The organism is Paenibacillus gallinarum (assembly GCF_014836635.1).
Lineage (GTDB): Bacteria > Bacillota > Bacilli > Paenibacillales > Paenibacillaceae > Paenibacillus > Paenibacillus gallinarum.
This window is the reverse complement of record NZ_JACSQL010000005.1, coordinates 12,412-26,226: the sequence shown is the minus strand read 5'-3', so window position 1 is coordinate 26,226 and position 13,815 is coordinate 12,412. Positions and strand designations below refer to the sequence as shown.

The window sequence follows — 13,815 nt, the reverse complement described above, 5'->3', positions numbered from 1 at the left end:
AGTGAGCGGTAGGCAGAGGAATTTGCTTACTGCTTTTTTATGCGCACCATGGAGACTTTAAATGTTATTTTATTTATCGGTTTTTTCAGGAAGTGGTAGAGGAAAGAGAGTGGATTTGATACACTATTATAGTTGTTTCATAGATTGGCTACACTAATCGTATGGAGTAAGGACGAATACAAGGTTTCGGTTTTATATTGCAATCCGTGACTTATGCGGGTTTAGGAGGATATATGGATATTAAAGCATTAAGAAGAGAAGATGTGGAGCTGCTTGCTCCTGCCGGTGATTGGGATTGTATGCGTTCAGCTGTTGCGAATGGTGCGGATGCTATATTTTTTGGTGTCGAGAAATTTAATGCCCGGGCAAGAGCGAATAACTTCCGTATGGAAGAACTGCCTGAAATTATGGCGTATTTGCACAGCTACGGCGTAAAAGGATTTTTGACATTTAATATATTGGTATTTGAGAATGAACTTCGTGATGCGAAGGAACTCGTGGACGCTTGTGTAGATGCAGGGGTAGATGCGGTTATCGTTCAGGATCTCGGTCTTGTAAAATTGATCCGTGAGATTTCTCCTGACTTCCCGATTCACGGGTCAACACAGATGACGATTACATCGCCTGAAGCGGTTGAATTCACGAAACCTTTTGATATAGAACGTGTCGTACTTGGACGGGAAAACAACCTCAAGCAAATTCAGAAAATTGGAGAACAAGCACGTTTGCCGATGGAAGTATTCGTGCATGGTGCGCTCTGTGTCTCCTACTCAGGTCAATGTTTGACTTCTGAAATGTGGGGCGGACGTTCCGCAAACCGTGGAGAATGTGCGCAGGCTTGCCGTCTTCCTTATGATTTGATGGTGGATGGAGAACAAAAACCGATGGGCGACGTAGCTTATCTGCTATCTCCTAAGGACCTTGCTGCAATTGATATTATGCCTGAGCTGATTGAAGCAGGAGTAACTTCCTTTAAAATCGAAGGACGTCTCAAAACGCCTGAGTATGTGGCGAACGTAGTCAGCAAATACCGTAAAGCCATTGATGGATATTTTGATGGAATTCAAAATCCAGTAAGTAAGGAAGAAATTCGTGAACTTCAGCAAAGTTTCTCCCGTGGATTTACACATGGTTTCTTGGAAGGAACAAACAATAAGCAATTGGTAGATGGTACTTTCCCTAAAAGCCGTGGTGTATATCTTGGCCGTGTAGAGAAGATTTTACGTGACGGGGTTGTATGTAAGATTGAAGCTCCGCTGAAACGTGGAGACGGAATTGTATTTGATGCAGGAGATCCAACACAGCGTGAAGAAGGCGGACGTGTATATGACATCCGTAGACAAGGTGTGAAGATCGAAGGCGAAGCTGGCGAAGGTTGGATTATTGATATCGTACCTGGCCGTAGTGATGTAGATTTGCGTCGTTTGCATGAAGGGGATCGGATCTGGAAAACCAATGATCCAGCGCTCGACAAACGTCTGCGTCAAAGCTATGAGACGGAAAAACCATATCGGGTCTTCCCTGTACATGTCAGTGTTGTCGGCCGCCCAGGTGGGTTGCTTGAGACGACTTGGACCGATGTACAGAAAGGTACGACAGTTCATGTGAACTCCGAACTGGAACTGGAGATTGCTAAGAAACGTCCGTTGAATCCAGAACTGCTTGAAGAGCAATTTGGACGTCTTGGTGGTACCGTATACCAACTGGAGAAACTTGATGTTGAGCTTTACGGGGACGTTATCGTTCCAATGCGTGAGCTAAACAGTATTCGCCGCCGTGCAGTGGATATGCTCGTTGGCGAACGTCCGAAACCTCCTGTCTACGTGAAACGGGAAGTGGAAGTATACGGCGATGCGGCTACTCCTGCAGCACCTGTAAAACGTGGCGAGGCTGAACTTACCGCACTCTGCCGCAGTCTTCCACAAGTGGAAGCAGCGATTGAAGCAGGAGTTGGCATGATTTATGCCGATTTCGAGTTCATCAAGCAATTCCCTGCAGCAGTTGAAATGGTTCACGCAGCAGGTAAAAAAATTGCACTCGCAACACCGCGTATTCATATGCCAGGCGAAAACGGGTATCATAACAATATCCTGCGTCTGAAGCCTGATGCTGTACTGGTTCGTAACACAGGTGCTCTATACTTCTACCTGCGTCATCGGATGGAGAATCCAGATGCAGAGCATCCTGAACTGATTGGTGATTTCTCTTTGAACATTGCTAACCACAAAGCAGTCGAACTGTTCGTAGAGTCAGGATGCGATTACGTAACACCATCTTATGACCTGAATATTCAGCAAATGGTCGATCTGCTTGAACGCTCGCAGACAGATAAATTGGAAGTTGTTATTCATCAGCATTTGCCAATGTTCCACACGGAACATTGTGTATATTGCACGTTCCTTAGCGAAGGAACAGACTATACAAACTGCGGTCGTCCTTGTGAAGATCACAGCGTGTCATTGCAAGACCGTATCGGCATGTCCCATCCGGTTCGTGTTGATGAAGGCTGCCGTAACACGGTTTACAATGCAATTGAACAGTCGGGTGCTGAATACCTGACCAACTTCATGGACCTGGGCGTATCCCGCTACCGTGTCGAGTTCCTGGAAGAAACTCCAGAGCAAGTACGCGAAGTAATTGATCTGTATAACCGTGCCCTGCGCGGAGAGATCAGCGGTACACAGGTATGGAAGACACTTAAAGCAACCAATCAGCTGGGTGTAACTCGTGGTCAGTTGGTGAAATAAATAAGTTATCTCTAATAAACAGAGGAGAGGACTCTCATGTAAGTGAGGAGAAGTCTCCGTCTGCTACAGAAACTAAAAAAGGACGATCTATAGTCATTTACTGACTGAGATCGTCCTTTTTTGATGATATAAGGATAAAATTATTTTCTTAGAAATTCACATTAGCCAATTGATCCACTTGTTGTTTTGCTTCGGGCTGAACAGCAGTGAGTTGATTCATTATCTCTTCGTCTGTCTGCCCTGCTTTTTGTAAGGAAGCGAGATACCATCTAGCAACTTCTTGATTGGTTGGGTCGCTCATATCTTCTTTGAGTCCTTGTTTCAGTGTCGCTGCAGCTTCAGCAGGCTGATTCTGCATCAATTCAATTTTGCCTGCGCTTAGTGCGATGGAAGGCGTAATTTCAAATGCACGACCTTGCAACTGTCCTTCAGGCAATGTTTTTAAATGTTCAATTCCTTGTTTTACATGTTCATATGCAGTTAGTCCTGCTTTGAAATAATGTTCTTTTTTCTCATTATCTTGATTTCCGAGTGCCTGATATCCAAAATCGTGAGCTTGGCTAATCAGTGCTTCATACCAGGTGATATCCCAGTTGAAATTTTCGGCTTTTTCGTTTTGAATGGCGAAAGCTTTCTCATTTTCTCCTTTAGCCTGATAGAGAGCGATTTGTTGCTTCAGCATATTTTTGTTATAAGGCTCTGCTGCAAGTCCTCGTTCCAGCCAAGTCATGCCTTCATTGTAAAATTGTTCGTCTTGAGTTTGAGTATAGACTTGCTGATAAATTTCAGCCATAAGTTGCAATGAATCAGGATGTGTCTTACGTATAGATAAATCTTTATCCAAAGCTGATTTAATTTCTTCGAAAGATTGGCTGTTCTGTGCAACTTGTTGTGCTTCTAATGCAGCATAGCTAGACTGCAAGTAACGTACCGAGGTAAACATTACGATGATAGACAAGACTCCTACAACACCCAGGTACACATATCGCGAGCCACCACCTGTAAAACGGAGTTTTTTTACCGGTTTATTATCCATAACTGCAGCCATTCCACCAAAACCTAGGAATACGAGGATTCCCATAAATACATAACTCATATTAAAGTCCAAAATACTGTGAGTAAGAATAGAGAAAGTAATAATGAAATACAGGAAATGTGACTCTCTATTCTCTTCCGAGGACCGGATATATCCTTTGACATACTTATAAATAATGAAAATCATAAAGCTCATAAAAATGATGAAACCTATAATACCGACTTCCACAAGATATTGCATGAAAAAGTTATGAGCCTGACGGCTCGTATACGGGTTGTTCTGATACGTTTCATATAATGAAGCCCAAGCTCCACCGCCCGCACCAATGATCGGATAATCACCGAGTAGTTTCATCGCGTCTTTGTAAAAAGTAAAACGTTCAAGCACACTATGCTGGTTAAAGTTAATGTTCTCAAGTCTAATTTGAATACTTTGCGGCAAAATACTCTTCAGTCCAGTTCCTAGAAGTAAACCTCCAACAACTCCTGCAATTACAGAAGAACCTACCGGAATCCATAAATTTGAATATTTTCGGTTTGCCCAGTGCTGCACACCATTCGTCAGGCGAGGTGCCAGATACTTTTGGATGACCCATGCAAGAACCGCTGTAATAATAGATGCAACTAAAAGGCGCATCCAACCGTCTAAAGCAACGGAGGTAGAATATTCTTCATGTAGCTTCAGACCCGCTGTCGTAATTGGATTAAGTACGGCAATCGTAGCTCCTCCAGCAATAAGGCAATATATAATCCATAAAATTTGTTTTGCTGGTTTTAAGAAGAGCAAAAGTACTACAAAAACAACTGGCAACAAGACAAGTCCTGTTCTCGATAACGTAAGTAGTAACGAGATAATAATGGGCACAAGCATGAAGCCGTGAGTTAACTGGCCTATCCATTTCTTAGATTTCACCAAACTAAAGATGGATGCAAATAGCAGAGCCATAAGGAAAGCTGCATATGTATTTGCGTATTGAAATACCGATGTAAGCCGTGGTCCGTTGGAATCGACCATAACGGCATCTACATATATTCCATTCTGGACAGCACCCGTAAACCATCCGACTAAATTTGCGGCTAAACGGGATGCACCTAGCCAGTTCATTAGACCAAATCCGACAATAACATACGAAATCCCCAAAATTGCCAAATGTATGATATGATTAATTTGTTTGTTTTGGAGAATAACCACTGCAATGGCAAAAATCACCGTATAAATGCACTGGATTAGTATCATATTCATTGCTAGATATTCGGATGCTGCTGAGATAAGAGAAAGTACATAAGTCAGAGGTAACAGTAGGACAGCTACAAGAAGCCAATCTCTCTGCGTTTCTAGCTTAATTACTTTGTAATAGTTAGCGATCCATAGGAACATAAGCAGGGTGGAGATAAGGACAGCCCAATAGAGTGGTGTTTCAAAATTCAACATCTGACCGTTAAACAAAGCAATCTGGAACGGAGCCCAGATCAGGAACAAGACAAGGCCTCCAACAAGGAGCCATTCAAGCATAGATCGTTGATTCTTCGGCTTACTACTGTTAGTTGATTTGGTAGTATTACCGTATACAGGATTTGACAAGGTATAATTCTCCTTTTCTAGTAGATACGACATTATTTTAGCATAAAATGTTGTTCGTGAATGTATAATTTCTAAGTATAAAATAGGAGATAAAATTAATGAAAAGTTATTTGAAAGAACTAAATGGTTCCAAGGATTTGATTTTACGATTGTCAAAAAGCGACTTTTGGACAAAATATTCTAACTCGTATTTTGGGATTTCATGGGCTTTTATACAGCCGATAGCTATTCTGATTACATACTGGTTTGTATTTCAAATTGGATTTAGAGTGGTGCCTCTTAATAACGTTCCATATATTCTATGGCTTATATGCGGATTGGTACCTTGGTTTTTCTTCTCAGAGGCTTTAAGTAATGCGACTAATAGTTTTTTAGAGTACAGTTATCTGGTTAAAAAAGTAGTTTTTAAGAAAAGTGTTATACCATCAATTAAAATAATTTCTGCACTATATATTCATCTGTGTTTTCTTTTCTTTATAGTTTATTTATTTTTTTTCTACGGATTTAATCCGGATGTATATAATTTACAAGTAATATACTACATGTTATGTATGTTGATTTTGCTTATCAGTGTAACTTACATTACTGCTTCAATAGTTGTGTTTTTTCGAGATCTTAACCAGATTATATCTATATTTTTGCAATTTGGAGTTTGGTTGACACCGATTTTATGGCAACCAGAGATGTTTCCTGAAAAGTTTCATTTTTTCTTAAAACTAAATCCAATGTTTTATATTGTAGAAGGTTACAGAGACTCATTTTTTAATTCTGTATGGTTTTGGGAGAAACCATTACTATCTTTGTATTTTTGGATACTTACAATAATGCTATTTTTTATAGGTACATTTGTGTATAAAAAATTACAAAAACATTTTTCTGATGTACTTTAAAGAGGTGAAGTTATGAATAATATCGCGATAACTGTTGATAGAGTTATTAAAAACTATAAACTATACTCTCGTCCTATAGATCGATTAAAAGAATCGCTAGATCCTAGAAAAAAGATATACCATTCTAAATTTGTTGCTTTACAAGATATTTCATTTGAAATTAGAAAGGGAGAAATTGTTGGCATTGTTGGCTCTAATGGTTCTGGGAAATCTACCATCCTGAAGATAATTACTGGATTACTTAACCCCAGCAGTGGCCATATCAAAGTAAATGGAAAGATATCAGCTCTGTTAGAACTAGGAGCGGGATTTAATATGGAGATGACAGGGATGCAGAATATCTATCTAAATGGAACCATGATGGGGTTCTCAAAAGAAGAAATGGATTTGAAAGTTAATGATATTATTCAATTTGCTGATATAGGTGAGTTTATAAATCAACCTGTTAAAACATATTCGAGTGGGATGTTTGCCCGCCTAGCCTTTGCAGTATCCGTAAATGTTGAGCCGGATATTTTAATTGTAGATGAGGCTTTAGCGGTAGGAGATATGTATTTTCAAGAAAAATGTTATGAAAAAATGAAATATTTGGTGGCTGAGGGAGCAACTGTGTTATTTGTGAGTCACAGTTTGCCTGCAGTTAGAAATTTTTGCACTAAAGCTATTTGGATTGAGAAAGGTCAATTAAGAGATCAAGGCAAAGCTGATGAAATATGTGAACAATATAAAATATATATGGATAATAAAGATAAAGAAAATCCGGTTATACAAGATATTAATAGAAAGAAAATTCTGAATAAAATTTATTTGGAAAGTATAAATATGAACAAAAAGATTTTTGTGACAGGGGAGGATATATTAATTAATCTGTCAATCCGGTTTAAGTCTACAAACTTGAAATATGGAGTTGGGCTTATAATTTACAACGATAAAGGTGAAATAGTTACACTTTTCAATACAATAAGAGATGATATATATCTTGATTATAACGTTGAGGAATTTATGCTGAAAATTGAATCAAATGATTTTTTAGCTGGTAAGTATTTCATATCAGTAAATATTTCTGACGAAAAAATTATGTATCCATACGATAATAATGATTATGTAGAAAAATTCGAAATAATGAGTAGTAAAAACAAATATGGAATTCCAATTTCAGAGGGGCATTTCAGAGCAAAACACTCGTGGGTTTATAATATTGAGAAAGAAGGTGTGGAAAATGAAGATTAAAAAAATACTCTTATCAACTCATTCATTAGTAGACTTTGCTGGGGCAGAAATTAATATACTCTCTCTAGCTCAAAAGCTAATAAGTTTAAATTATGAAGTTGATGTAGCTACCTTACAATACGATTATCCTATTCAAGAAAATTTTGAGATAGAGGGTATAGCTGTGTGGAATTTAACTTTCACAAATCCGGAGACTAAACATTATGATTTAATTTGGTCACAACATGCCCAGACTTTAAATAATATTATTTTCGAAAAAAATATTACTGCGAATAAAATAGTTTTTAGCTCGCTGTCTCCTTTCGAACCGTTTGAGGCCCCACCAATTTTTTCGAATCTACTCAGCTTATGTTTAGCAAATAGTGTGGAAACTGCAGAAACTCTAATGAGAGAGAATGTACAACCTGCTAAAATCAAAATCTTTCCTAATTTTGCACCTGAAGATTTTATAAACTCATCAAAAAAAGTAAGTGATACTATTCTAAAAGTAGGGGTTGTGTCTAACCATATCCCTGAAGAAATCTATGAATTAGCTAGACAACTTGAGAAAAAATCCATCCAAGTGGACTTTTATGGGATAAATCATCAGACAAGACTTATAACTTCTGAAATCATGTTAGAGTGGGATGCGGTAATCACTATCGGGAAAAGCGTTCAGTATGCCTTGGTTATGGGCTTACCTGTTTTTTGCTATGATATACATGGTGGCCCAGGATGGATAAACGAAAGTAACTATGAGATTTCTAAAGAATATAATTTTTCAGGTAGAGGAACAGTACCGATTAGAAACTCTAAAGAACTCCTGAATGAATTTATGCAGGGTTACAATCAAACTATTAGTGCAGTGAAAATATTACAAGAAAAATCCAGATTAGAGTTTGATTTAGATTCAAATGTAAAAGAAATATTAAATCAGATAAGTGATATAACAATAGACGTTGATATTGAAGAAATAAAGAGCTCTTATCTTGTTGTACAAAGACAAAACAGAGCTTTCTTACGCGAGTACGAATACAACAACTATAGAAAAAAGGTTTTGAATGAACTTCATTTAAAGATACAAGAATTGGATAGAAGATTACATAAATCTTCTATAAATGAGGATAGATTAGTTAAAGAGATCCAAAACTATAGAGCAATTAATAGTACAGATAAGTCTCAAATAATTGATTTAAAAAATCAATTATCAGAGATTGAGATAAAGGAAAAATTCTTAAAAGACGAACTTATAGATAAAAGTAATAATATTACTTACCTTGCTGAGTTAAACCATGAGAAAGATCAATATATTGATAAAATAGTGAACTCAAAAGCATGGAAGTTAGCTGAGGTACTAAGAAAGACTCGTCACAAATTTAAGAAGGTTATAAATGATCCCTCAATTGTAATAAGGAGAATTAGAAAACGAGGAGCAGATTTTGGTACTCCAATAAAAAGAACAACGGAGTTTCTGAATACTTCTAATATCCCTCTAGTTTCAGTAGTGATTCCAGTCTACGACAGAACGGATGTCCTTGTTTCGAGTATTGAGTCTATTCTAAATCAGACTTATAAAAATTTAGAACTTTTAATAGTTTGTGATGGTTCGCCAGAATCGACTATAAATATCGTAAAATCTTATGAAAGTGATAAAAGGGTTCGCATTTTCTATTATAAAGATAACAGTGGGAATGCTGTAAGAGGTAGAAATAAAGCTATTAGGGAAGCAAGAGGGGAATATTTAGCTTTTCAGGATAGTGATGATATTGCAGAGTTAACTAGATTAGAAGATTCTATTGAATTTTTTCAAAAATATCATGTTGATATTATATATGGAGGTTGGAGAGCACTTGTAGATGGATCAAGACTAGTTGATCTAAAAGATAAACAAGAGGTGTTTAGCCCTGATTGCGATTATGAACTGTTGAGTAAGATATGTGTACCATGCCAAAGTACTGTAATGGCAAAGTTAGAGGCGTTAAGAGCAGTCGGAGGACTTAAATCTCAAATGAGATATAGAGAAGATCATGAACTATGGCTAAGACTTTCATATTATGGGTATAAGTTTAAATCAATACCTAAAATTCTTACCAATTTAAGGTTACATGAAAACAATCTAGAATTAACCTTTAAATCGAATGATAATCACTGGGAAAGTCTTATGGTATCGGAACATAAGATTATTAATATTGTAAAACCGAAAATTGGATACATTATAGCAGGAACAGGGATATCCGGTGGTTTAGGCGTGATTTGTCAGCATGCAAACGGATTACACAAACGAGGTTATGATGTTGTTCTTATATCTGAAGATAATAATAATGAAGTGAAATGGTTTCCGAATCTGTTAGTCCCCGTGATTCCTATTAGCCAAGTCCCTGAAAATCTAGATGTGGCTATAGCTACTTATTGGACTACTGCATATACCTTAGAAAATATAAGTGCACAACAGAAATATTATTTTATCCAATCAGATGAGTCAAAATTTTTCGATGTAAATAGTAAGGAAAGAGCAGCGGCTTATAAAACATATAGTATGAATTATGGTTTTATAACTATGGCTCAATGGATTTCTGATTGGCTAAAAAAAGAATTTAATAAGGATTCTCATTATATTCCTAATGGTGTAGATGAAAATATAATTTATAAAACTGAACCTCTCATGAAAAAAAACGGTAAAATTAGAATATTACTTGAAGGGCCGATAGATGTTCCATTTAAAGGTATGAAAGAAGCATTCGAAGTCGTTGAAAATTTGGATTGTGAAGTATGGTGTGTCAGTACGGCAGGGAGACCTAGGCCAAACTGGAAATGCGATAGATTTTTTGAAAGTGTACCTATGGATAAAATGAAAAATATTTATTCAAGCTGCGATATACTGTTGAAAATGAGTAAGGTTGAAAGTTTTTGTCTACCGGCTTTAGAAATGATGGCGTGTGGAGGAGTATGTGTATTGACTAACTTCAATGGTGTTGAAGAGTTCGTTAAAGATGGTATAAACGGAGTTATCATTGATATCGATGACATTGAAGGTGCAAGAAACGCGATAAAGAAAATAATAGAAGATAAGCAATATTTCAATGATATTAGAAGAGAAGCTATAGAGACTGCCAAAGAGTGGGGATGGGAGAGAAGCATAGATAAATTAGATGCCTTATTTGCCCCCCAAGATTTACACGATGTTAATAATAAAAATGAACTAGAAGAGGTAATATGAAACAAAAAAAGAATGCGAAAATACTATTTTTGGCTTTACTTTCCTCTATTATAGTGATAAATGGATATTATTTTTTGAAATATAGTGATACATTCTTTGGCTCCACTTTCAAAGAAAAATCATATACGTTATCTAGTACATTAGAAGAGATTTTACCAGAAATAGATGATGGTTTTTTAGTAGATCAAAGGTTTTTAGGAGAACAAGACTATTTAAATGCTATAGAAATTTATATGTCCACTTATAATAGGCCCAATAGGAACGGTTTTACAAAATTTTATATTTTGGAAGCCGATACTAACAAAGTCCTAAGGGATACTACAATAAAAAACTCTGAGATAAAAGACAATGAATATCATCGAATTGAGTTTCCTTCAATCCAAAATAGTAATAAAAAAGCTCTTATATTGAGAATAACAGCTACTAAAATGCCTCAAGGTAATTCTGTTACAACTTGGAAAGGAAATGATACAGCGCGAAATACCCAGCTGTTTATTAACGATAAGGAAGTTGATGGAACGCTTGCCCTCAAAGTTTCTTATCAGAATAAACTCAATATGATGGAAGTTTTATGGACTAATATTGTATTCTTTATAATTAATTTTTTCACTATAAAATTAATTATTTTTCTCAGAGAAAGTTAGGGGGGGCAATTATACAAAGTTTAAAAATATTAATGGGTAGAGCTCTGCGATTTCTCAAAAGAAAAGGATTCAAAAGTTTTCTTTTAAGAAGCTATGAGCAGATAAAATTTTTCAAAATTAAAAATCTTGTTTTTGACTCTGATTTTATTATTTCAGATAAGGAGAGGATAATTCAAGAAAATACTCATTTTGGATTCAACCCAAAAGTAAGTATAGTGGTTCCAGTTTTTAATACTCAGCCTAACTTTCTCATAGAAATGATAGAATCGGTTCTAAATCAAACTTATCGTAATCTAGAGCTGTGTATCTTTAATGGAGGCAGTTCTGATTTAAAAGTGAAAGAAGTGTTGGATTATTATATTTCAAAAGATAATAGGATTAAAGTGAGCGAAGGAATAAATAATGGTGGGATTTCTTCAAATACAAATAAGGCACTATCAATGGCAACTGGTGAGTATGTAGCACTCTTAGATCATGATGATATCATTGCTCCTAATGCTATTTTCGAAAATGTCAAAGCTATTAATTTATATGATAAAGCCCCTGATTTATTGTATTCTGATGAAGATAAAATTACAGAGAATGGATTGACACATGTAGAACCACATAAAAAGCCTGACTGGTCGCCAGATACCTTACTTAGTTATAACTACATTTGTCATCTCCTTGTATTTAAGAGTGATCTGCTGAAAGTTACTGGTAATCTCAATTCGAAATTTGATGGAAGCCAAGACTATGATTTTATTCTTAGGCTAACGCAGAAAGCAAATAATATAGTGCATATTCCAAAGATATTATATCACTGGCGGATAAGTAATACTTCAACTGCATTAAATTATTCTGTGAAAAGCGAGGCATTAGAAAATGGTAAAAAGGCCTTAGAAGAGTATTTAGAAAAACAAAACACAAAGGCTAAGGTATTTCCTATGGATTTCTCCGGATCCTATAATGTTATTTATGAGAAAACCTCAATTCAACAAGATCTTGCTATAATTGTTAGAGGAACTTGGATAAATAGACAGGAAATAGAAGGTTACATTTTTGATCTGCAGAATTCTTTCTCTATTAACAATAATTTTCAAAAAGTATTTTTGTTCAATGAATCTAATATGGAAAAAATAATATTTGATATTAATGTTGAGGTGATTGGTGTAAAAGATTTGAATTTTGCACAAGCATTAAATAACCTCATCAAAAGAATTAATACCGAATATATTATTTTAATTGACTCGAATATTAAAGCGATAAAGAGCGATTTGCCAGAGAGACTTATAAGTCATCTTAATAGAGAAGATATTGCTGTAGTTGGAGGGAAACTACTAAAGGGCAATAAAAAAATTCATAGTTATGGCTACGCGGTTACAAAAAAAAATATATATAACATATTTAAAGGTTTTCATAATCAATTCTATGGTTATTTTGGAAGATTAAAAATATGTCAGAATGTTACTGCAGTAAGCCCTGAATTAGTGATATTCAAGAGATCATCATTGATTGAAGTAGGCTACTTTAATGAAGTTTATGAAAACTATATTTCTTTTGTGGAATATTGTTATAAGCTTAAGGACCTTGGTAAAAAAGTGAAATTAATCCCTCTAGACTTAGGGATAATTGAGAGCGAACCCGATTATATGAAACCTAACCTTAAGGAAATTGATAAATTTTTGAAATATAATCGAGGAATCTTGTCTGATAGAGATAAGTATTTTCCTGAAGAAATACTAGAGATAGTAATGGAGGTCCAACGATGAAAGGTATTATATTAGCTGGTGGAACAGGTTCGCGCTTATACCCTCTAACAAAAGTGACTAATAAACATTTGTTACCTGTAGGTATGTATCCAATGATTTTTCATAGTGTACTGAAATTAAAAGAGTCTGATATTAGCGACATTCTCATTGTCACAGGCAAAGAACATATGGGAGATGTAGTTAATCTGCTTGGCAGCGGCCATGAAATGGGAGTTTCCTTTACATATAAAGTACAAGATGAAGCTGGTGGAATTGCACAAGCTCTTGATCTCGCTGAACATTTTGTAGGCGAAGATCAGATGGTGGTTATTTTAGGTGATAATGTATTTGAAGATAGCATTGCACCATTTGTTTCTAATTTCCATAAACAAGAGTCTGGAGCCAAAATATTACTTCAAGAAGTATCTGATCCACATCGATTTGGTGTTGCTGAACTTGAAAGAAATCGCATTATATCAATAGAAGAAAAACCGAAGAATCCGAAGAGTAATTACGCAGTAACAGGCATTTATATGTTCGATCATCGTGTGTTTAATATTGTGAAAACGTTAAAACCTTCTGCACGAGGCGAATTAGAAATCACAGACGTTAACAATGCATATATTGAGTTAGGTGAATTATCGTTCGATATACTCAAAGGCTGGTGGACAGATGCAGGAACGCATGCCTCACTAGCAAAAGCTAACGACTTGGCGAAAGATCTTGTTTTTAGTGAAGAATTCGGAAAATTAAAGTTATAG

The 13,815-nt window shown here is 35.9% G+C and carries 8 protein-coding genes; 7 read left to right on the top strand and 1 reads right to left on the bottom strand.

Annotation, left to right across the window (positions count from 1 at the left end):
* The first annotated feature begins 233 nt into the window (after positions 1-233).
* Positions 234-2,747 (top strand): DUF3656 domain-containing U32 family peptidase, encoded by a 2,514-nt coding sequence (locus H9647_RS12610; RefSeq protein ID WP_191800422.1) that lies wholly within the window; start codon positions 234-236, stop codon positions 2,745-2,747.
* Between the two features lie 148 nt (positions 2,748-2,895).
* Here H9647_RS12610 and H9647_RS12605 read toward each other — a convergent pair whose 3' ends face one another.
* A complete protein-coding gene (locus H9647_RS12605) occupies positions 2,896-5,364 on the bottom strand; it encodes an O-antigen ligase family protein (RefSeq protein WP_191800420.1) in 2,469 nt (822 codons plus the stop codon).
* 98 nt (positions 5,365-5,462) lie between these two features.
* On the opposite strand from H9647_RS12605, the gene H9647_RS12600 reads away from it, so the two are divergent.
* Genes H9647_RS12600 through H9647_RS12575 form a run of 6 tightly spaced genes read left to right on the top strand, consistent with a single transcriptional unit; the run spans position 5,463 to position 13,815 of the window.
* Positions 5,463-6,254: an ABC transporter permease gene (locus tag H9647_RS12600; RefSeq protein ID WP_191800418.1), complete on the top strand. Its 792-nt coding sequence runs from the start codon at positions 5,463-5,465 to the stop codon at positions 6,252-6,254.
* 12 nt (positions 6,255-6,266) lie between these two features.
* A complete protein-coding gene (locus H9647_RS12595) occupies positions 6,267-7,484 on the top strand; it encodes an ABC transporter ATP-binding protein (RefSeq protein WP_191800416.1) in 1,218 nt (405 codons plus the stop codon).
* Positions 7,474-10,680: a glycosyltransferase gene (locus H9647_RS12590; protein WP_191800414.1), complete on the top strand. Its 3,207-nt coding sequence runs from the start codon at positions 7,474-7,476 to the stop codon at positions 10,678-10,680. Before H9647_RS12595 ends, H9647_RS12590 begins: the two co-directional genes overlap by 11 nt.
* Positions 10,677-11,324, top strand: a complete 648-nt coding sequence (locus tag H9647_RS12585) for a hypothetical protein (protein WP_191800412.1) — start codon at positions 10,677-10,679, stop codon at positions 11,322-11,324. The genes H9647_RS12590 and H9647_RS12585 overlap by 4 nt, the downstream gene beginning before the upstream one ends.
* Before the next feature lie 32 nt (positions 11,325-11,356).
* Positions 11,357-13,075, top strand: a complete 1,719-nt coding sequence (locus H9647_RS12580; RefSeq protein WP_191800410.1) for a glycosyltransferase family 2 protein — start codon at positions 11,357-11,359, stop codon at positions 13,073-13,075.
* Positions 13,072-13,815, top strand: a complete 744-nt coding sequence (locus H9647_RS12575) for a sugar phosphate nucleotidyltransferase (protein ID WP_191800408.1) — start codon at positions 13,072-13,074, stop codon at positions 13,813-13,815. Before H9647_RS12580 ends, H9647_RS12575 begins: the two co-directional genes overlap by 4 nt.

What these genes read in the sequence shown, in the direction of transcription:
- H9647_RS12610 (WP_191800422.1), top strand. Translation starts at nt 234, where the DNA reads ATGGATATTAAAGCATTAAGAAGAGAAGATGTGGAGCTGCTTGCTCCT.
- H9647_RS12600 (WP_191800418.1), top strand. Translation starts at nt 5,463, where the DNA reads ATGAAAAGTTATTTGAAAGAACTAAATGGTTCCAAGGATTTGATTTTA.
- H9647_RS12595 (WP_191800416.1), top strand. Translation starts at nt 6,267, where the DNA reads ATGAATAATATCGCGATAACTGTTGATAGAGTTATTAAAAACTATAAA.
- H9647_RS12590 (WP_191800414.1), top strand. Translation starts at nt 7,474, where the DNA reads ATGAAGATTAAAAAAATACTCTTATCAACTCATTCATTAGTAGACTTT.
- H9647_RS12585 (WP_191800412.1), top strand. Translation starts at nt 10,677, where the DNA reads ATGAAACAAAAAAAGAATGCGAAAATACTATTTTTGGCTTTACTTTCC.
- H9647_RS12580 (WP_191800410.1), top strand. Translation starts at nt 11,357, where the DNA reads ATGGGTAGAGCTCTGCGATTTCTCAAAAGAAAAGGATTCAAAAGTTTT.
- H9647_RS12575 (WP_191800408.1), top strand. Translation starts at nt 13,072, where the DNA reads ATGAAAGGTATTATATTAGCTGGTGGAACAGGTTCGCGCTTATACCCT.